Origin of the sequence: Pseudomonas sp. CC120222-01a (assembly GCF_003097235.1) — a bacterium.
In the GTDB taxonomy this organism is placed as follows: domain Bacteria; phylum Pseudomonadota; class Gammaproteobacteria; order Pseudomonadales; family Pseudomonadaceae; genus Aquipseudomonas.
In genome coordinates, this window is the sequence record NZ_QEQQ01000009.1 from 1 (window position 1) to 20,078 (window position 20,078).

Sequence of the window (20,078 nt, forward strand, 5' to 3'; positions counted from 1 at the left end):
TCGTTGGTTCCCCAGAGCAGTGAAGCAACGACCAGCAAAATACCCGACCCGAAAATGAAAATGCCAGTCAGCTTAACTGACTGGCATTAGCCCGAAGGCTGCTTTTTTCTCGCTAGGCGGCCTTGGCCACCGGGCAAACTGCACTCAGGACAGTTTTTCCTTGATGCGAGCGGCTTTGCCGGACAGGTCGCGCAGGTAGTACAGCTTGGCTTTACGCACGTCACCACGACGTTTCACGGCCAGGCTGTCGATCTGTGGGCTGTAGGTCTGGAAGGTACGCTCAACGCCTACGCCGCTGGAGATCTTGCGCACGGTGAAGGCGCTGTTCAGACCGCGGTTACGCTTGGCGATGACAACGCCTTCGAACGCCTGCAGACGGGAACGATCACCTTCCTTCACTTTAACCTGGACGACGATGGTGTCGCCTGGTGCGAAGGTCGGGATTTCCTTGCTCATCTGCTCGGCTTCGAGCTGCTGGATGATCTTGTTGGTCATGCTGTGCTCCTAAGATGGATACTTGATCCACCATCGATACGTTTAACTATCGTCCCGCTCGCGGAGATATTCCTCGAGCAGCTTCTTCTCTTCTCCAGAAAGCGAGCGACTTTCCAGAAGATCGGCGCGTCGTTCGAAGGTCCTACCAAGGGACTGCTTCATCCTCCAACGCCGGATATGTGCATGGTTGCCACTTAGCAACACGTCGGGAACACGCTGATCCGCATACACCTCAGGTCGGGTGTAGTGCGGGCAATCGAGCAGACCGTCGGTGAAGGAATCTTCTTCCGCCGAGTCCACATGCCCTAAAGCTCCGGGCAGCAGCCGCGTAACCGCATCGATCAGCACCATGGCCGGCAGCTCGCCACCGGAAAGCACATAGTCACCAATCGACCACTCCTCATCGACATGAGCCTCGATAAAGCGCTCGTCGATGCCTTCATAACGACCGGCGATCAGGATCAACGATTCCTGTTCGGCCAGGCCTTTGACCGCCTGCTGAGTCAGCTTGCGGCCTTGTGGCGAAAGGTAGATCACCTTCGCCGCTGCTCCGGTCGCTTGCCTGGCGCTAACCAGGGCGTCTTCCAGAGGCTTGATTTTCATCACCATGCCCGGACCACCGCCAAACGGCCGATCATCTACCGTGTGGTGACGATCTGTGGTGTAGTCCCGCGGGTTCCAGCAAGTCACCTGAAGCAACCCCTGTTTCACCGCGCGGCTGGTAATGCCGTACTCCGTGATGGCCGAGAACATCTCGGGGAACAGCGTGATGACGTCTACGCGAAGGTTACCCATCGTTTAGAAGTCCGCGTCCCATTCAACCCGCATCACGCCTGCTTCCAGGTCGATATCGAGCACGCATTGCGCCGTATAGGGCAACAGACGCTCGCGATCATCCAGGCTGCCTGCGCAGGGCTTGACCACCATTACATCGTTCGCACCGGTCTCCAACAGGTGATCGACCTTGCCGAACAGTTGTTCGTCCTGGTTGATGACCTTCAGACCCACCAACTGGTACCAGTAGTACTCGTCGGCAGCCAGGTTGGGCAAAAGGCTCCGCGCAATGCAGATTTCGTGACCACTCAGAAGACGGGCTTCATCACGATCATCGAGGCCTTTCAGTTTCACGACCAGGCCCTTTTGGGAGCCACGACCGCTGACCAGCTCGACCTGCTTTACCTTGCCTTCGTGCCGAAGCGTCCAGCGCGGATAATCCAACAGGTTTTCAATCGGATCGGTAAAGGAATACACCTTCACCTCGCCGCGAACGCCGTGAACCGAAAAAATCTTGCCAACGACGATGAGGTCGTCAGCCTTTTCTGGCGTCGCGTTCATACTGTTTAGGCGGCAGCCTTGGCAGCGTCCTTCAGCAGCTGAGCAACGCGCTCAGACGGCTGTGCGCCCTGGCTCAGCCAGTAGGAAACGCGCTCTTGGTTGACCGACAGCTTGACTTCGGCGCCCGATGCGATCGGGTTGAAGAAGCCTACGCGCTCAACGAAACGGCCGTCACGGGCGTTACGCGAGTTGGTCACGGTCAGGTGGTAGAATGGGCGCTTTTTCGAGCCGCCACGGGCAAGACGAATGGTTACCATGTGAACATTGTTCCTATAGTCGGTGCTGCAAATCTGAATGCCAAATAGGCACACGGGTGCCCAAAAGGCCGCATATTCTCGGGGAATACACGGACATTTGCAAATGCCTTTTTCGGCAGAGCCCTGCCCTACCGTCCAGATTTGCCGGTTAAGCCACGGAATCCGTGGCCGTTGCCCCGCCGCAGCGGGGGTTCCGGGCGCCCGCTCATCGAAAAGCAGGCACCCAAAATAGGGGTTACAGCTTCGGCATGCCGCCGCCCGGCAGCATCCCGCCCAGGCCGCGCATCATCTTGGCCATGCCGCCCTTGGCCGAGAACTTCTTCATCATCTTCTGCATCTGCTTGTGCTGCTTGATCAGCCGGCCGATGTCCTGCACCTGGGTGCCGGAGCCGAGGGCGATGCGGCGCTTGCGCGAACCGCTGATCAGGTCAGGGTCGCGACGCTCGGCCGGGGTCATCGAGTTGATGATCGCTTCCATCTGCTTGAACTGCTTCTCGGCCGCGCCCTGGGCGTTGCCCATCTGCGACAGGTTGACCCCGCCGATGCTTGGCAGCTTGTCCATCAGGCCGCCGAGGCCGCCCATGTTCTTCATCTGCTGCAGTTGGTCGCGGAAGTCTTCGAGGTCGAAGCCCTTGCCCTTCTTCAGCTTCTTGGCCAGTTTGTCGGCCTTGGCCTTGTCGATGGTCTGCTCGGCCTGCTCGATCAGGCTGAGCACGTCGCCCATGCCGAGGATGCGCGAAGCGACACGGTCCGGGTGGAAGGGCTCGAGGGCTTCGGTCTTCTCGCCCATACCGATGAACTTGATCGGCTTGCCAGTGATGGCGCGCACCGACAGCGCAGCACCGCCACGGGCGTCACCGTCGACCTTGGTCAGCACCACACCGGTCAGCGGCAGGGCTTCACCGAACGCCTTGGCGGTGTTGGCGGCGTCCTGGCCGGTCATGGCGTCGACCACGAACAGGGTCTCGATCGGCTTGACTGCGGCGTGCAGGGCCTTGATCTCGTCCATCATGTCGGCGTCGATATGCAGGCGACCGGCGGTGTCGACGATGACCACGTCGATGAACTTGAGCTTGGCTTCGCGGATCGCAGCTTCCGCGATGGCCACCGGCTTCTGGCTGATGTCGGACGGGAAGAAGGTCACGCCGATGTCGTTGGCCAGGGTTTCCAGCTGCTTGATCGCCGCCGGGCGGTAGACGTCGGCGGACACCACCATCACGCTCTTCTTCTTGCGCTCCTTGAGGAAGCGCGCCAGCTTGCCGGCGGTGGTGGTCTTACCGGCGCCCTGCAGGCCGGCCATCAGCACCACGGCCGGTGGCGCAGCGTTCAGGGCGAGGTCTTCGTTGGCCGCGCCCATCAGGCTTTCCAGCTCGGCCTGGACGATCTTCACGAACGCCTGGCCCGGGGTCAGGCTGCGCGATACCTCGGTGCCGACCGCACGTTCCTTGACGCTGTTGACGAAATCCTTGACCACCGGCAGGGCAACGTCGGCCTCGAGCAGGGCCATGCGCACTTCGCGCAACGTGTCCTTGATGTTGTCTTCAGTCAGCTTGGCCTTGCCGGTGACATGGCGCAGCGTCTGTGACAGGCGGTCGGTCAGGTTTTCGAACATGGTGATCCTTTCAGGCCCAGTAAAAGCCGAGGTTTGTCAGGCGCCCGAGGGGGAAATGCACACCCACCAGGCACAGCAAGGCGGCGATTATAACGAAGTGCGACGGCGGCGCACACCTCGCTGCCGATCGGTCTGGATGGCCGGTGGCGTTCTATGCCAAACTCCGTCTCTTTCAGGGCTCTGCAACCAGGACTTATGGTTTCCTCACCCAGCCTCATCCCCAACCTGATCGCCGCCGGCTTATATATAGCTGCGGCCATCTATCAGGGCAGCTACCTGGCCCAGGGCCGCAAGGCCGACAAACGCCTGCTTGGCCTGCTCGGCGCCCTCGCCGTGGTTGCCCAGGGTGGCGCGCTGTTCTTCCAGCTGATCACCCCGCTGGGGCTGAGCCTGGACTTCTTCAGCGCCGCCAGCCTGATTGCCGTGGCGGTCATCGCCCTGACGCTGGTGGCCTGCCTGCGCATCCCGGTGGAAAACCTGCTGGTGCTGCTGTTCCCGCTCGGTGCCGTCACCGCCCTGCTGGCGCAGTTCGCCCCACCCGGCACGGTGCCGCTGATCGACGAAGAACCCGGCATCCTCGCGCACATCCTGCTGTCGATCCTGGCCTATGGCCTGTTCACCATCGCGGTGTTCCAGTCGCTGCTGTTGCTGCTGCAGGACCGCCAGCTGAAGAACAAGCACCCGTCCGGGTTGATCCGCAACTTCCCGCCACTGCAGACCATGGAAAGCCTGCTGTTCGGGTTCCTCTGGGCGGGTTGGTGCCTGCTCTCGCTGTCGCTGATTTCCGGCTGGCTGTTCCTCGAGAACCTGTTTGCCCAGCATCTTGTGCACAAGACGCTGCTGGCGTGTGTGGCCTGGGTGGTGTTCAGCGTGCTGCTCTGGGGCCGCACCCGCCTGGGCTGGCGCGGGCACAAGGCGATCCGCTGGACCCTGGCCGGTTTCTGCCTGCTGATGCTGGCCTATTTCGGCAGCAAGCTGGTTCGCGAATTCATCCTGCATATCTGACGGCCGCCCATGGACACCCTGCCGTACGCACCGCTACTCGGCATTCTGGCACTGGCGTTACTGTGGTCGGCGCTGTTCACTGCCGTGGACGCCGCCCGCCTGCAGCTCAATGGTTCGCTGCGCAACGGCGATGACGGCCAGCCGCAACTGCCGGCCCAGGCCCTGGTGCTGTGCGCCAGCCTGGGCAAACTGTTGGTGCTGGGCCTGGCATGCCTGATCGGCCAACGCCAGAACGGCGAACACGGCTTCTGGCTGGCGGGCCTTGCCGCCGTGGCAGCCTTGCTGGTGTTCGCCGAATTCCTGCCGCGGCGCCTGGCCCGGCGCAACCCGCAGGCCTTCATCAGCCTTGGCCTGAGCCTGCGCCCGTTTCCCCTCGCCCTGCTGCAGCCTTTGGCCTGCCTGTTCGACGGCATCGCCAAGCTGATGCTGCGACCGTTCCGCGTACAGCCCACAGCTGTGGCCCTGCATCCGCAGGAAGATGACGACGACGAAGACGATGAGCACGAAGTGCCGCGCCACGGCCTGCTGGACGGCCTGCAGTCGCTGGACAAGATCACCGTCAACGACATCCTGGTGCCGCGCAACGAGGTCGACGGCATCAACCTTGACGACCCCATCGCACACATCATCGAGCAGTTGATCGTCAGCCGGCACACGCGCCTGCCGGTGTACCACAGCGACATCAACCAGGTCGAAGCGATCCTCAACACCAAGCTCATCAGCCACCTGCTGCCCAAGGCCGAGCTGACCCTGGAGCAGCTGCTGGGCGCCTGCTACGAGCCCTACTTCGTGCCGGAAAGCACGCCCCTGCAGATGCAGCTGCTGAACTTCCACAAGCAGCAGCGGCGCCTGGGCGTGGTGGTTGACGAATACGGCGAGGTGCTGGGCATCGTCACCCTGGAAGACATCCTCGAGGAAATCGTCGGCGAATTCGAGGACGAACAGAGCCTGGACAACCCACACGTGCACCCGCAGCCCGATGGTACCTTCGTCATCGAAGGCACCGCCTCGCTGCGTGAAATCAACCGTACCCTAGGCTGGCACCTGCCCTGCGACGGTGGCCCGAAAACCCTCAACGGGCTGGTCACCGAAGCCCTCGAAAGCATCCCGGAAAGTGCCGTTTGCCTGAAGATCGGCCGCTATCGCCTGGAAATCCTCGAAACAGAGGACAATTGCGCCAGCAAGGTACTGGTGTGGACCGTGACCCGATAGCTATACTCGGGTCACGCTTACCCAGCCCCGCCGTTCCGCCCGCTACCCGCACCCGGCGTCACACGGCCAGTCCGCTCCACTGACACGCCCCGCGGTCCTGCTTCAACACCCCGAACAGTGCCCGCTCCCACCCCTACCCGCCTGGGCTGGTGTCAGTCGCGCGAACACAACAACAATACGCTCCGGCGTCCGCCAGGCCGTGCCTGCCTTCAATGGCTGCACTGGCCACGGACAATGCATGGAACGGACCAGACTGTTAGGGACCTACTTAATGACAACCAGCACCTATGCCGAGGCGCCTGCCGCGCCGGTCAACTCGCCTGCGCGGGTCGCCACTGCCAGCTTCATCGGCACCGCCATCGAGTTCTACGACTTCTACGTTTACGCCACCGCCGCCGCGCTGGTGATCGGCCCGGTGTTCTTCCCGTCCGGGTCGGGCACCGCGCAGATGCTTGCGGCCTTCATCACCTTCGGCATCGCTTTCCTGGCCCGCCCGCTGGGCTCGGCCCTGTTCGGCCACTTCGGCGACCGCATCGGGCGCAAGTCGACCCTGGTCGCCTCGCTGCTGCTGATGGGCGTATCGACCACGCTGATCGGCGTGCTGCCGGGCTATGACAGCATCGGCGTGTGGGCACCGATCCTGCTCTGCCTGCTGCGCTTTGGCCAAGGCCTGGGCCTTGGGGGCGAATGGGGCGGCGCCGCATTGCTGGCCACCGAGAACGCGCCGGAGGGCAAACGCGCCTGGTTCGGCATGTTCCCGCAACTTGGCCCTTCGATCGGCTTCCTGGCGGCCAACGGCCTGTTCCTGACCCTGGCCATGCTGCTCAGCGACGAGCAGTTCCGTGACTGGGGCTGGCGCATTCCGTTCCTGCTCAGTGCCGCGCTGGTGATGGTGGGGTTGTATGTGCGCCTGAAGCTGGAAGAAAGCCCGGTGTTCGCCAAGGCAGTCGCCCGCCACGAACGGGTGAAAATGCCGGTGGTCGACCTGTTCGGCAAATACTGGATGCCAACCCTGCTGGGCGCAGCCGCCATGGTGGTGTGCTATGCGCTGTTCTATATCTCGACGGTGTTTTCGCTCAGCTATGGCGTGACCACGTTGGGCTACAGCCGCGAAACCTTCCTCGGCCTGCTGTGCTTCGCCGTGGTGTTCATGGCCTTGGCCACACCGCTGTCGGCCTGGCTGAGTGACCGTTACGGGCGCAAGCCGGTGCTGATTGTCGGCGGCCTGCTGGCGGTGGCTTCGGGCTTCACCATGGAACCGCTGCTGACTTCGGGCTCGACCACGGGCGTGGCGCTGTTCCTGGCCATCGAGCTGTTCCTGATGGGCGTGACCTTTGCACCGATGGGGGCGCTGCTGCCTGAGCTGTTCCCGACTCACGTGCGTTATACCGGCGCTTCGGCGGCGTACAACCTGGGCGGCATCGTCGGCGCATCGGCAGCGCCGTTCTTTGCCCAGAAGCTGGTCAGCATGGGTGGGTTGAGCTGGGTGGGGGGCTATGTGTCGGCGGCGGCCGTGATCAGCCTGATTGCCGTGCTGTGCCTGAAAGAAACCCGTAATACCGAGCTGTAAGAAAGCTGGGGCTGCTTTGCAGCCCCGTACGGTCTCGGATCAGAACTCGACCTTGACCGCCTGCGAAGCACGGGTCGCCTTCGCCCGCGCCGCTTCCACCGACTCATCACGCGCCAGGCAAACGCCCATGCGGCGAGTACCGTTGATTTCCGGCTTGCCGAACAGGCGAATGGCGGTGTCCGGCTCGCTCAGGGCAGCGCCCAGATTGGCAAAGCTGGTCTGCTGCGATTGGCCTTCCGGCAGGATCACCGCCGAAGCCGAAGGCCCGAACTGGCGCACCACCGGGATCGGCAGGCCGAGAATGGCGCGGGCGTGCAGGGCGAACTGCGACAGGTCCTGGGAAATCAGGGTCACCAGGCCGGTGTCATGCGGGCGCGGCGACACTTCGCTGAACCACACCTGGTCGCCCTTGACGAACAGCTCCACACCGAACAGACCACGCCCCCCCAGTGCATCGGTGACCGCCTTGGCCACGCGCTGCGACTCGGCCAGGGCTTTCGCGCTCATGGCCTGTGGCTGCCAGGATTCCTGGTAGTCGCCCTTCTCCTGACGGTGGCCGACCGGCTCGAGGAAGGTGGTGCCGCCCACATGGCGCACGGTCAGCAGGGTGATTTCGTATTCGAAATCGATGAAGCCCTCGATGATCACCCGGCCCTTGCCGGCACGGCCGCCTTCCTGGGCGTAGTCCCACGACTTCTGCAGGTCGGCATCGCTGCGCAGCAGGCTCTGGCCCTTGCCCGAGGAGCTCATCACCGGCTTGACCACACACGGGTAGCCGACATCGGCCACGGCCTTGGCGTAGTCCTCGAAGGTGTCGGCGAAGTGGTACGGCGAGGTCGGCAGGTCCAGCTCTTCGGCGGCCAGGCGGCGGATGCCTTCGCGGTTCATGGTCAGCTGGGTGGCGCGGGCGGTCGGCACCACGTTAAAGCCCTCGTTCTCCAGCTCGACCAGCGTGGCGGTGGCGATGGCTTCGATTTCCGGAACGATGTAATGCGGCTTTTCCGCTTCGATGATCGCCCGCAGGGCAACGCCATCGAGCATGTTGACCACGTGGCTGCGGTGCGCCACCTGCATCGCCGGGGCATTGGCGTAGCGGTCGACGGCGATCACTTCGACGCCCAGGCGCTGCAGCTCGATCACCACTTCCTTGCCCAGCTCGCCACAGCCGCAGAGCAGTACACGGGTCGCGGTTGGCGACAATGGGGTTCCGATACGGGTCATTTCAGGTCCTCGAAGGCGTCCGGGGCCGCACCAGGCTTGGCGCGGCCCGCTGAAAAAGGACCGGTATTCTACACCATCAACCGGCTACAGCGGCCCGCCGCGCACGAATTGCCATGGCCAGCCAGACGGCCGTGACACCGGCGAATTTCGAGGCCATGGCGGTGCCGATCACCGCCGGCGTGAGTGCGCCGATCATGCCGAAGAAGATGAAAGTGTCCACCGGAATACTCAGCGCCGAGCTCAGCCACAGGCGGTCACGCAGCGGCCGGCGGGTGATGCTGAACACCAGCCAGTCGATCAGCTCGGAGACGAAGAATGCGGTGGCGCTGGCCAGGGCGATGGCCGGCTCCGAGGTGGCGTACGACAGCACCAGGGCCAGCAGCATGGCGATCAGGGCGCCGTGGCCATAGCGGGTTTGCACCATGTCGCGCAGGATGAACACCAGGCCGCCCCAGCAGGACCAGATGATGTCCAGGTGCGGGGCGCTGGAGAAGGCGTAGTTGATCAGCACTACGCTACTGATATAGGCAATGAGATAGAACATGGCGAGTGATCTGTGGGCAAGCCGCACAGATTACTTGATTTTGCGGTCAGTGCCCAATAATCAGCCCGGCCGCCACCGCCCGTTCATGGCAAAGCTTGAGCACCGCCCGGCGCTCGGTATTGTCCATCCGCCCCCAACGGCCGATCTCGGCCACGGTGCGCTGGCAGCCGGTGCAGATGTCCTGCTCGTCCAGTGCGCAGATGCTCACGCATGGCGACGCCACCGGCCGCTCTACAGCAACTTCACTCATCGTCGACCACCAGCTCCCGCGCATAACGCTCGGCATTGTGCACATAGTGCGCGGCGCTGGCTTCGAGCATGCGCATCTGCTGTTCGGTCAGCTCGCGCACCACCTTGCCCGGCGAGCCCATCACCAGCGAGCCATCAGGAATTTCCTTGCCCTCCGGGATCAGTGCATTCGCGCCGATGATGCAATGCTTGCCGATACGCGCGCCGTTGAGGATGACGGCGTTGATGCCAATCAGGCTGTAGTCGCCAACCGAGCAGCCATGCAGCATGGCGTTGTGGCCGATGGTCACGCCCTTGCCCAGGGTCAGCGGCGAGCCCATGTCGGTGTGCATCACGGTACCGTCCTGGACGTTGCTGTCCTCGCCGATGTCGATCAGTTCGTTGTCACCCCGCAGCACCGCACCGAACCACACGCTGGCACGGGCCTGCAGGCGCACTTTGCCGATCAGGGTGGCGTTGGGTGCGGCCCAGCTGGTGGGATGGCATTCGACCCGATGGTCGCCCAGGCGGTATTTCATGTTCGCTCCTCAGGGGTTCACGCAGACGGCGGGGTGTGCCCCGCTCAGATTTCGATGTAGCGCTCAGGGGGTTGATGCAGGCTGATACCGGCGTCATACAGCAGGTTGACCAACTCGACGATCATGATCGCCGACAGCCCCCAGATCTTGTACTCGCCATAGCGGTAGCTGGGCACGTACCAGCTGCGGCCCTGGTAATCGATACGGTGGGTGTGGTCACGCGGGTCCTGGCGGAAGAATTCCAGCGGCACGCTGAAGACTGCCGCGATTTCGGCATCATTGGCGCGGTATTCGACGAAATCCGGGATCAAACCGACGAACGGGGTCACTTTCAGGCCGTGCAGGGAGATCAGCGGGCTGAGTGGGCCGACCACCTCCACCAGGCCGGGCGGCAGGCCGATTTCTTCCTCGGCTTCACGTAGCGCGGTAAATACCAGGTCCGGGTCTTCCGGATCGCGACGGCCGCCGGGAAAGGCGACTTCGCCGCCGTGGGTCGACAGCCCCTTGGCACGCAGGGTCAAGACAAGCTCGGGCGCTTCGCTGCGGGTAATGGGCAAAAGTACCGCCGCCTCGGGGAACCGTCGGTCGGTTTCCAGTGAAGCGGGTTGGTGGTTGCTCATTCGGCGAAGTAGCTCGTCCAGCATTGCGCACTCTCGTTTCCAAGGCCTGCCTTGCATGATGCACCAAAGCCGCGAAGCACCCAAGCCCCGTGCGCTTGCGGCAACCCCACGTGGCGCGCCAAGATAACCCGGTCACTAAGGAAGAACAGCATGAAATTTTGCAGCGCGTGCGGACAGCCGGTCATTCAGCGGATCCCCGAGGGCGACAGCCGCCTGCGGTTCGTCTGCGAGTCTTGCCAGACCATCCATTACCAGAACCCCAACATCGTCGCCGGGGTGCTGCCCACCTGGGGCAGCCAGGTATTGCTGTGCCGCCGCGCCATCGAGCCGCGCCGCGGCTTCTGGACGCTCCCGGCGGGCTTCATGGAAAACGGCGAGACCCTCGACCAGGCCGCCCGTCGCGAAACGGTCGAGGAAGCCTGCGCCCGGGTCGGGGACACGGCCCTGTACCAACTCTTCGATCTGCCACACATCAACCAGGTGCATGTGTTCTTCCGTGCCGAGCTGGCCGACCTTGATTTCGCCGTCGGTGTCGAAAGCCTGGAGGTACGGTTGTTCGAGGAGCACGAAATCCCCTGGGGCGAGCTGGCTTTCCGCACCGTCACTCGCACACTAGAATGCTATTATCGCGACCGCATCAGGCAGCACTACCCAATTGGCCATGAATACCTGCCGCCGATGAATGTTTCGCCCACCACTTAAGCTCGCAGGTACTGCTTCATGCGTTGGTTGTTCGCCCTTTTCTGCCTTTGCGTTACCACGGTGTCCCAGGCGGCCTTCACCGAAGTCATCATTCGCAAGCCGCAACCGCCCGCGCCAGTACAGTCGCAATCCCAGGCCGCCATGCAGCCACTGATCGACAAGGTGCTGGTGATCAAGTCCGAGCGGCGCCTGCAGCTGATCAGCCGCGGCGAGCCGCTGAAAACCTATCGTATCTCCCTGGGCAAGCAGCCCAAGGGCGCCAAGGAACGCGAAGGCGACAAGAAGACCCCGGAAGGCCTGTACTGGCTGGACTGGCGCAAGCAAAGCGACCGTTTCAACCTGGCCATGCACATCACCTACCCGAACATCAGCGACGCCGCCCGTGCCACCCGCGAAGGCTGGAGCGCCGGCAGCATGATCATGATCCACGGCACGCCGGTCGACGATAACTACCCCGAATGGTACTTCCACACCCTCGACTGGACCGACGGCTGCATCGCCATGCGCAACCGCGACATGCAGGAAGTGTGGAACCTGGTGCGCGACGGCACCCTGATCGAGATTCGCCCTTGATAGTCCTACATTCAGATTGAGCTTGTAGGACGTTTCATACTTCAAATACACACCTGCCCTACGCCCTGCTTAGGCCAGGGACTGCATCCAATCGATGGCATGAATTCTTAGCATCCACGCAAACGAGTACGTAATCCGTACGCCATTTGCGGGGGTGTTCCATGCCATGTCGATTGCGCTACATCACCAGCAGGTCGCTCGCCGGTTGCCTGGTGGGCATGCTGATCGCCCACACGGCCCTGGCTGACGACCCCGCCAGCCTGCAACTGCGCGACCAGCAGCAATCCCAGCGACATTTCGAACAGCAACAGCGGCTCAAGCGCTGGCAGCAGCAGGCTTTACCCGAACGCAATGAACAGGCCACCGCCCAGCCGGAAGACAGTCAGTGCTGGGCCGTGTCCGGCCTGCGCATCATCGGCAACCGCCAACTGGCGGATCAGGCGCTTGAGTCCGCTTTGCGCGAGCGGCTTATGCCCTGCATGGGCATCAATGACATCAATAGCCTGCTCAGGGGCATCACCCAGCTGTATGTCAGCGCGGGCTACCCGACCAGCCGCCCGTACCTGCGCCAACAGCCTGGCGATAATGCACCACTGGATATCGTCATCGTCGAAGGCTTCGTCGAATCCATCGAGCTCGACGACCCCGAGCTGCCTTTGTTTTTGCCAGGCGCCTTCCCTGACGTTCTAGGCGAGCCCCTTTACCTGCCCGCCCTCGAGCAGGGCCTCGACCAACTCAATCGCCTGCGCGCCTATGACGTGGGCATGGATCTGCTGCCCGGCGAACTGCAGGGCGGTACCCGGGTTGTGCTGCAACCGCGCAAGATCGGTTCGCGCTGGCACCTGGACAGCCGCCTGGATAACCGCGGCAGTGAGCTGACCGGCCGCCACCGGCTCAACCTGGGCTTCGGCCTGGACAGCCCGCTGGGGCTCAATGACGACCTGCGTGTGTCGTTACTCGCCAACGTCTTCCACGCTCCGGGCCAGGTGCGAGGCATCACGCTGTACTACAGCATCCCCTACGGCCCGTGGACCTTTGCCCTCAACGCCAGCCAACTGACCTACGACGCACCGCTACCGCACAGTCGGCAGACCAGCGACGGCAGCAGCAGCTACCAGGGCCTGAGCATCGAGCGGGTGCTGTGGCGCAACCAGCAAGGCATGCTCAGCGCCAGCGCACGGCTGGACCGCAAGCAGCTGGTCAACCGCAGCGCGGGTGCCGTCATCACCCAGCAGAGCCCGACACTCACCAGCCTTGAGGCTGGCATCAACCTGCTGTGGCTCGAAGGCGGGTTATGGAACGGGTATGTGGGTGTTGCCCAAGGCCTGGACTGGTTTGCTGCCGACGAGGGGCCATTGGGTGCGGAGCGCCTGCGCCCGGATTTTCGCAAGTACCGCGCCAGCCTCCTGCATCTGCGCCAGGGGCCGCCCGACACGCCTTGGCGCTGGCAAAGCGAACTGGCCTTGCAGTACAGCGAACACGCGTTGCCCGCCATTGAGCAGTTGCTGGTCAGCGACGACTCGACCGTACGGGGCTTTCGCCTGCGCACCTATTCCGGCGCCAGCGGCGCGGCCTGGCGCAATACCTTCAGCCAAGCACTGCCAGCGAGCTGGGCCCACCCCCTGCAGATACGCCCATACCTCGGCCTGGACGTGGGCTGGACCCGACCAGCCACTGGCAAACCCTCGCAACGCCTGGCAGGCGCAGCCGCCGGCATCGAACTGAGCCTGCCGGATGCCCGGCTGCGCCTCGACTACCAACGCGCCCTTTACACCAGCGACCTGCCCCGCTCCCGCCTGGAGCCTGGTTTCTGGGTACTGGAGTGCGCCCTGAGCATCTGATTCACCCACAACAAAAAGAGAACAAGAACATGCAGATACTCTCGCCGTTACCGTCTACCCGCCCGGACACCCTGCGCTGGGCCATCTTCCTCGCCTTGCTCGGCCCCACCAGCGCTCTGGCGCAGGGTGGGCTTGAGGCCGCCAACGGCCCCACTGGCACGGCCATCATCAACAACGATCATGGCGTACCGGTGATCGACATCGTCCCGCCCAACGCCAGTGGCCTGTCGCATAACCAGTTCATCGACTACAACGTCGCCCGCCCCGGCGTGGTGCTGAACAACGCCTTGCAAGACGGCCACTCGCAACTGGCCGGCGCATTGGCCGCCAACCCGCAGTTCCAGGGCCAGGCAGCGTCGACCATTCTCAACGAGGTGGTCAGCCGCAACGCCTCGCTGATCGAAGGCCCACAGGAGATCTTCGGCCGCCCTGCCGACTACATTCTCGCCAACCCCAATGGCATCACCCTCAATGGCGGCAGTTTCATCAACACCACCCGCGCCGGGTTCGTGGTCGGCACACCCGAGTTGCAGGATGAACAACTGCGCAATTTCAACACGCTGAACAGCGCAGGCACCTTGCAGGTGCTAAGCGATGGCCAGAGCAATACCGAGGGCGCGCTTGATCTGATTGCCCCCAAGGTGGACCAGCACGGCTTGCTCATGGCCAAGGGTGACCTCAACGTGACCGTTGGCCGCAATCGCATCGCCCATGCCGATGGCCAGATCCTCGAACACCTGCCGGGCACCCCGTCGAGCATCGACGCCAACCTGTTCGGTGCCATGCGCGCCGGGCGCATTCGCGTGGTGAGCACTGCCGAAGGTGCGGGCGTACGCATGGGGCCGGTGGAATTCAAGGCCGATGACGGTATCGACGTTCAATCGGCCGGCACCCTGATGATCAGTGGCGCAGGCGAGCAGTACGCCACGCTGAATACCAAACACGGCTTACTGCGCCTCGGCGCCGCTGACGACCTGACGCTACACAATGCCGATGGCCAGGCCGAGCGGATCGAGATCAAGGCTGGTAACAAACTGACACTGGATGGCGAAGCCCGTCGGGCGCTCAGCAAAGACAAGGACAACTGGAGCAAGAAATTCCTGTTTATCACCCACGAAACCTACGACAGTGAGCGCACCACCACGCAGACCAAACAGCAAGGCACGCGCCTGCTGGGGAGGGACAGTGTATTGCTGGAGTCCGGTGGCGACATGCAACTGGTAGCCGCCGACATCAATGTGCTGGAAGCACTAACCCTCGACAGCGGCGGCGACCTGGACATCGCAGGCGGCCTGGACAGCGAGCGCATCGAACAAACCATTCGCCACCGCAAGCATCTCTGGAGGGGAGATCGCGATACCGAGCAGTTCAAGGAATCGGCCAAGCCCAGCGAGCTGAATGCCGAGCGTATGACGCTCAGGGCAGGCAATACCGTCAAGGTACGAGGCAGCACATTGCAAAGCCGCGGTGACATGGACATCAACGGCAAGCAGGCAGAAGTCGGCACCCTGGCGCTGCAAGACACCAGCACCGAAAGCGACTACCGCGGCGACCTGGTGTCCGGGGCATTCTTTGGTAGTCGCAAAGGTAATGACACCCAAGGCCAGGCCGTCGCCGGCAGCCGGGTTATCGCAGGTGGCAAGCTGGATGTGATTGCCGACCAGGTGACCATCAAAGGCAGCACGCTCACCGGCACCCTGGACGCGGTGCTCCACAGCCAAAAAGGCCAACTGATCATCGAAGCGGACCACGCTAGCAGCACCTCGACCGACCATGACAGCAATAGCCAGGTGTTCGGCCTGTTCGGAAACGATGACAAACGCACCATCCAGAAAGATCAGGTATTGATCAGCGATGTGTCCTCCACTAGCAACCTGCGCCTGGCCAGTGCCGACGAACTGCGCATCCAGGGCGCCAAGGTCGAGGCCGGCCAGCACCTGCAAGTGGAAGCCAAGGGCGATGTGCTGATTGGCAGTGCGCAAGCGGTCAACGACAGCGAACGCCGCGATCAGCAGCGTGGCTTGACTGTCAGTGCCCGGCAAACCCAGGCAGCCGAAGACGGCAAGCCGGAGTCGCGCCAGTATGCGGCGGGCGTGGCTTATGAAGTGACCACCGGCAACGAAAAGGTGCGCGACACCACGCAGATCGCCAGCGAACTGAAGGGGGCGACGGTTGGCCTGAACAGCGAGGGGCACCTGCAAGTCAACGGTTCCAAGGTTCAGGCCGGTGCCGGCAACCTCGATGTGAAGGCCAGGCAAGTGACGCTGGGCGCCACCCGCAATGAGCGCGAGTCGACCACCCGCACAAGCCAGAGTGGCGGAGGTTTGACTGTCACGGGTGGCATCGACCGCCTGGGCAGCCTGTTCGAAGGCCATCACAACAACACCGTGGTGACCGAACGCGAAAGCAAGGCCCAACGCAGCGAACTGCAGGCCAGTGGCAACCTGAAAGTCGATGCTGACGAACTGGTGACCGAAGCCGCACGCGTCACTGCCGGGGATACCCTCAGCGTCAGCGCCAAGCGCATCGACAACCGTGCGGTTCTGGATACCCATGAACGCGAAGAACTCCGCAACGAATGGTCCGGCAGCCTCGGCGCCAGCGTCGAGTACCGCGACCTGACCCGGCCGATCGAACGGCTGGTGCTGGGCGAAGAAGCCGCACGCTTCCAGCAGGCCTCACCCGAAGACGCCATGGTGGCCCCGAGCGTCGGTGCCGACATGACCGTCGAGCACCTCATGCGCCTGGAAAACCAGCGCCGTGGCATTGCCCAGGTCAGTGAACTGTCGGGGGCGAAGGTCGAGGCCAAGGCCGACACGATCAACGACCAAGGTACCGCCTGGCGTGCCAATGCCGGCCAACTGCAGATCGACGCCCAGGCACACACGATGCATGCCGCCGCAAACACCGAGGAGGACAGCGTGCAGCGTCTGGCCTTTGGCGGTGACCTGCGCATCGACACCAGTTCCGGCAGTGACCTGAATGCCCGCGGCGCGGGCAAGGGTGGCTCGCTGGACAAGCAGACAATGGCCAGCACCGCAGTACCCGGCAGCCTTTATGGGCAACAGGGCATTCAGGTCCAGCTGGGTAGCGATGGTCAATATGAAGGGACACACCTGGATGGCGGCGAAGGTGGGGTGAACATTCACAGTGCTGGCAACCTGTCACTGACCCAGGCCAACGACCACACCGAAGTGTTGAGCCGCCAGCTTGACGGCAACGCCTGGGCCAAGGTCGGCAACCGCCCTGGCAGCACGGGCTTCGATGGCCGTGGTTACCTTGACCACACGCAGCTGCAAACCGTGCAAGCCAAGGCGCAGGTGGCACAGATCGACGCCAGGGGTGAAGTCCGCCTGAGCAGCACGGGTGATCTGTTGCTGGAGGGCACTCGTATCGGCAGCCGCGAAGCCAAGGTGGGCGATATTCACCTGCACAGCGATGGCCGCCTGCAGGTCAAGGCAGGCAACGACACCCAACACGCGAACGGCGGCAAACTCGGCGGCGGCCTGGAGCTGGCAGCCAAGATGGGTGTAACCCAAGGCGGCGGCGTCGGTGGCCATTTCACCCATGGCACGCAGGATGAAAACGCCCGTCAGGCCGTCGATGCCCAATTCGCCAGCGCCGGCAAGCTGACCCTCAGCAGTGCTGCTCGCGAGGACATTGCCTTGCACCTGGAGGGCCTGCAAGCATCTGCTGAGCAGATCGAGCTCAACGCGTCCAGCGGCGGCATGCTGATCGAGGCCTCCTCCAATCACGAGCAGCGCAACAATCTCGAGATCACCGCCGGTGCCGGTTTCAACATGACCGCAGGCACCACCGACACCCGTGGCCTGCATGGCCGGGCCAAGGTCGAGCTGGACAAACGCGACAACCAGACCTGGAACGCCAGCAACCTGCGCGCCGAAAGCATCGACCTGCAAAGCCGTGGTGATACCCGCATCGAAGGCACCAGCCTGGAAGCCGGGCGCATCAGCGGCGCGATCGATGGCGACCTGCGCATCGCCAGCCGCAAGGACAACGTCGACACGCTAACGGTGAAGGGCGATGCACGCCTGAGCCAGGAGAAGAACCCGCAAGGTTACGTCAACGCCGCCACTTCGCTGGCCGGGCCACTGGGTGGCAAGGTTGAGGAAAAAGCCGGCTTGGCCTTGAGCAAGGCTGACCCGGGCTTCTCGCCGACCTTCAGCCTTGATGTGTCGCACGTGCAGCGCGACAGCGTGGGGCAGCAGGCGGTGCTTAAGGGCAGTGACGGTGTGGCGTTGAAGGTAGGCGGTGATGCCCAGCTGGTGGGTGCCCGCCTGCAATCGGCCAAGGGTGCGGTCGCGCTCGATGCCAGCTCGGTGACCCGGGAAACCCTGAACGGCAATGACTACCGCCGGGATGTGTCGGTCGATGCCTCCAATTCGCCGGTGGACCTGGGCACGGCGATTGCCGAGATGGCCAAGGGCAAAGGCGCGGCGGATGGCGAGAATGCGCTGGACCTGGGGTTGTTGAGGACCAGTGGGCATAGTCGGAGTGAGCAGTGGGTTTCCAGTGTGCAGGGTGGTAAGGCGGAGTAAGGGGTGAGGCGCGGATGTGCCTGCCTTGAGATGTTCAGCGCCTGTGAGATCGAGCGCCGCGCGGGCGGCGCTAGATCTCACAGGCGCTGAACCTGTCATGGCGAGCACCTGGTAGCCCTGCCCCCATCCACCGCCCTACCCCTCCAAGCCCTCACCTGTAAGACATTTCCAATTACGTCATTAAAAAAATAGTACCCGACCCACCCCGCAACAAGCCCATCAACACCCCATTTTTCACCGTCCGCACCGACATGTGCCCCCCCGACGCCCTGGCCCATGCCAGCGAACTCCTGCGCGGCGTCATCGAAACCATCGACGAACACTGCCGCGCCCACGCTGGCGAGCCTGGCCTGAACATGCTCGGCAACGCCATGCATGCCAGCGAGATCGCCCATTCACTGGTCGAACATGTCCACGCCCAGCTATACGGCCAGCAGGCCCAGGAGTGACGCATGGCAGACGAACCCAAAGTCATCACCACCATCGGCGCGGAAACCTTCCTCGACGTCGGCAACCCACCGATCAACCTGCTACGCGTGCAACCCGATGTCCCAATCGAGGACGCGTACGAGCAAGTCTCGATTCTGCTGGGCTACATCAAGCACCTGGTGCGCGAAGACGACATGGAAGATGACCACAAGCTGCTGGGTGCAGCGGATTACCTGATCGCCTTGGCCAAGGCACTGATGAACGAAATCGAGCTGACCAAGAACAGGCTGCGTTGACCTTCAGCCCCTGTTGCCGGCTGATTGGCGATAGGGGGTTGACTGAAAAGCTAGAAAAATCTAAACAACAAGCTCAATTGCGGCTGGCCACCTCGCCGGCGACGAAGCCTGCGGTGAACTTCAGGGCGCAGGGCATGATGGCTTTCATGCCAGCATTAATTATTTAAGAAATAATTTGCGATAATTATTATTTATGTGAGACGCAAAACGCCTCACGCTATAATGCTGAGATTTTAAAGATCAACCTATTCCTATCAAAGGTACTTCCCAAGCCACTGACCGTTCTTAAAAAATCTACGCCCTTCGCCCTCAAGCCAAATTCGACAACAGCGGAATATCATAATCTTTATTTTTAACTATCTTTTTTGAATTCACTGCCTCACTCAAATCAGTCAACCTTCCATTTTTACCCAAGACCGCTGCGCAATGTATAAAAACCGCTGGATACGCGTAACTTTCAGGCGAAGACAAAACATCTTTGATTGTCCGCTCACTCGGCACAATACATGCTAACATCCTGGGAATATAGAATTCTTCCAGAACGCTTTTAATATGCGCACATACTTGACCAACCGAATCTGGCGATGGTGTTTTTATCGCCCCATCCAAGCTACCACTAAAGACTTTATTTTGTTCGCTCGACGAAATAAATGAAAAGCAAAACTCATTGAATAAATTGCTTTTGTAAGGCGGAGTAAAATTAGAAGAACATTCAAAAATCTCCCCCCCACTTACCATTCCGACCAATACATAGGAATCCACTCGAGACAGATGCTCAAAGACAAGCTCAGCCACAAATTTTTTATTATACTTAAATTTCAGCTTGTTTTTTGAAGCGGTCACACCCTCAAACTTAGACGCGACCAACTTCAACTCTTTTAACAATTCAGACTCGAAAAGGACGCGATTATCTGCACTCATACATTACCTATACTTAAGGACATTAAATACCGCATCATGAACAGCCCCTTTACCGCCGAGCAATTTACCACGCGCACTCTTAGTGTCGACCTTTAACTTGGCCGCGGTACCACTTGACG

General features: G+C 62.1%; 20 protein-coding genes and 1 pseudogene. 10 read left to right on the forward strand and 11 right to left on the reverse strand.

Annotated features, from left to right (window positions below):
- Positions 1-144 precede the first annotated feature (144 nt).
- The 5 genes from rplS to ffh form a co-directional block, all read right to left on the reverse strand.
- Entirely contained in the window at positions 145-495 is a 351-nt protein-coding gene (rplS, locus tag N430_RS13325) for a 50S ribosomal protein L19 (RefSeq protein ID WP_023629812.1), read from the reverse strand.
- 42 nt (positions 496-537) lie between these two features.
- Complete coding sequence (gene trmD / locus N430_RS13330; RefSeq protein WP_003252146.1) at positions 538-1,290, reverse strand: tRNA (guanosine(37)-N1)-methyltransferase TrmD; 753 nt, start codon at positions 1,288-1,290, stop codon at positions 538-540.
- A gap of 3 nt (positions 1,291-1,293) precedes the next feature.
- Positions 1,294-1,830, reverse strand: a complete 537-nt coding sequence (gene rimM / locus N430_RS13335) for a ribosome maturation factor RimM (RefSeq protein ID WP_054887025.1) — start codon at positions 1,828-1,830, stop codon at positions 1,294-1,296.
- A 5-nt stretch (positions 1,831-1,835) separates the two neighbouring features.
- The gene (gene rpsP, locus N430_RS13340; protein WP_027920106.1) at positions 1,836-2,087 is read right to left on the reverse strand and encodes a 30S ribosomal protein S16; all 252 of its coding nucleotides are present in this window, start codon (positions 2,085-2,087) and stop codon (positions 1,836-1,838) included.
- 235 nt (positions 2,088-2,322) lie between these two features.
- Positions 2,323-3,699: a signal recognition particle protein gene (ffh, locus tag N430_RS13345; RefSeq protein WP_012270758.1), complete on the reverse strand. Its 1,377-nt coding sequence runs from the start codon at positions 3,697-3,699 to the stop codon at positions 2,323-2,325.
- Between the two features lie 195 nt (positions 3,700-3,894).
- On the opposite strand from ffh, the gene N430_RS13350 reads away from it, so the two are divergent.
- From N430_RS13350 to N430_RS13360, 3 genes are all read left to right on the forward strand, one after another.
- A complete protein-coding gene (locus N430_RS13350; protein ID WP_110637276.1) occupies positions 3,895-4,704 on the forward strand; it encodes an inner membrane protein YpjD in 810 nt (269 codons plus the stop codon).
- Between the two features lie 9 nt (positions 4,705-4,713).
- The gene (locus N430_RS13355) at positions 4,714-5,916 is read left to right on the forward strand and encodes a transporter associated domain-containing protein (RefSeq protein WP_110637278.1); all 1,203 of its coding nucleotides are present in this window, start codon (positions 4,714-4,716) and stop codon (positions 5,914-5,916) included.
- Positions 5,917-6,187: 271 nt separating this feature from the next.
- The gene (locus tag N430_RS13360) at positions 6,188-7,486 is read left to right on the forward strand and encodes an MFS transporter (RefSeq protein WP_110637280.1); all 1,299 of its coding nucleotides are present in this window, start codon (positions 6,188-6,190) and stop codon (positions 7,484-7,486) included.
- 39 nt (positions 7,487-7,525) lie between these two features.
- Here the strand turns inward: N430_RS13360 and purT are convergent, their stop codons facing one another.
- The 5 genes from purT to N430_RS13385 form a co-directional block, all read right to left on the reverse strand.
- Positions 7,526-8,707, reverse strand: coding sequence for a formate-dependent phosphoribosylglycinamide formyltransferase (gene purT, locus N430_RS13365; protein ID WP_103445466.1), 1,182 nt, complete (start codon positions 8,705-8,707; stop codon positions 7,526-7,528).
- A gap of 76 nt (positions 8,708-8,783) precedes the next feature.
- Positions 8,784-9,251: a VUT family protein gene (locus N430_RS13370; protein ID WP_110637282.1), complete on the reverse strand. Its 468-nt coding sequence runs from the start codon at positions 9,249-9,251 to the stop codon at positions 8,784-8,786.
- 46 nt (positions 9,252-9,297) lie between these two features.
- On the reverse strand, positions 9,298-9,501 hold the full coding sequence (locus tag N430_RS13375; protein WP_103445468.1) for a DUF1289 domain-containing protein: 204 nt from the start codon (positions 9,499-9,501) through the stop codon (positions 9,298-9,300).
- Positions 9,494-10,018, reverse strand: a complete 525-nt coding sequence (locus N430_RS13380) for a gamma carbonic anhydrase family protein (RefSeq protein ID WP_110637284.1) — start codon at positions 10,016-10,018, stop codon at positions 9,494-9,496. The genes N430_RS13375 and N430_RS13380 overlap by 8 nt, the downstream gene beginning before the upstream one ends.
- Positions 10,019-10,062: 44 nt before the next feature.
- Entirely contained in the window at positions 10,063-10,662 is a 600-nt protein-coding gene (locus N430_RS13385) for a CoA pyrophosphatase (protein WP_110637286.1), read from the reverse strand.
- 126 nt (positions 10,663-10,788) lie between these two features.
- On the opposite strand from N430_RS13385, the gene N430_RS13390 reads away from it, so the two are divergent.
- The 7 genes and pseudogenes from N430_RS13390 (at position 10,789) to N430_RS29455 (ending at position 19,205) form a co-directional block, all read left to right on the forward strand.
- Positions 10,789-11,340 carry an NUDIX hydrolase gene (locus N430_RS13390; protein ID WP_110637288.1) on the forward strand — a complete coding sequence of 184 codons (552 nt, stop codon included), beginning with the start codon at positions 10,789-10,791 and terminating at the stop codon, positions 11,338-11,340.
- Positions 11,341-11,493: 153 nt separating this feature from the next.
- A pseudogene (locus N430_RS13395) lies at positions 11,494-11,913 on the forward strand (murein L,D-transpeptidase family protein); the annotation flags it as partial.
- A 161-nt stretch (positions 11,914-12,074) separates the two neighbouring features.
- The gene (locus N430_RS13400; RefSeq protein WP_110637292.1) at positions 12,075-13,754 is read left to right on the forward strand and encodes a ShlB/FhaC/HecB family hemolysin secretion/activation protein; all 1,680 of its coding nucleotides are present in this window, start codon (positions 12,075-12,077) and stop codon (positions 13,752-13,754) included.
- A 29-nt stretch (positions 13,755-13,783) separates the two neighbouring features.
- Positions 13,784-18,313, forward strand: coding sequence for a hemagglutinin repeat-containing protein (locus N430_RS13405; RefSeq protein ID WP_110637294.1), 4,530 nt, complete (start codon positions 13,784-13,786; stop codon positions 18,311-18,313).
- A 179-nt stretch (positions 18,314-18,492) separates the two neighbouring features.
- The gene (locus tag N430_RS13410) at positions 18,493-18,762 is read left to right on the forward strand and encodes a hypothetical protein (RefSeq protein WP_110637296.1); all 270 of its coding nucleotides are present in this window, start codon (positions 18,493-18,495) and stop codon (positions 18,760-18,762) included.
- 3 nt (positions 18,763-18,765) lie between these two features.
- Complete coding sequence (locus N430_RS13415) at positions 18,766-19,038, forward strand: DUF3077 domain-containing protein (RefSeq protein WP_110637298.1); 273 nt, start codon at positions 18,766-18,768, stop codon at positions 19,036-19,038.
- Entirely contained in the window at positions 19,035-19,205 is a 171-nt protein-coding gene (locus tag N430_RS29455; protein WP_158288791.1) for a hypothetical protein, read from the forward strand. The genes N430_RS13415 and N430_RS29455 overlap by 4 nt, the downstream gene beginning before the upstream one ends.
- 142 nt (positions 19,206-19,347) lie before the next feature.
- On the opposite strand, the gene N430_RS29295 is transcribed toward N430_RS29455, so the two are convergent.
- Positions 19,348-19,959: a hypothetical protein gene (locus N430_RS29295; protein ID WP_133248850.1), complete on the reverse strand. Its 612-nt coding sequence runs from the start codon at positions 19,957-19,959 to the stop codon at positions 19,348-19,350.
- Positions 19,960-20,078: the final 119 nt, after the last annotated feature.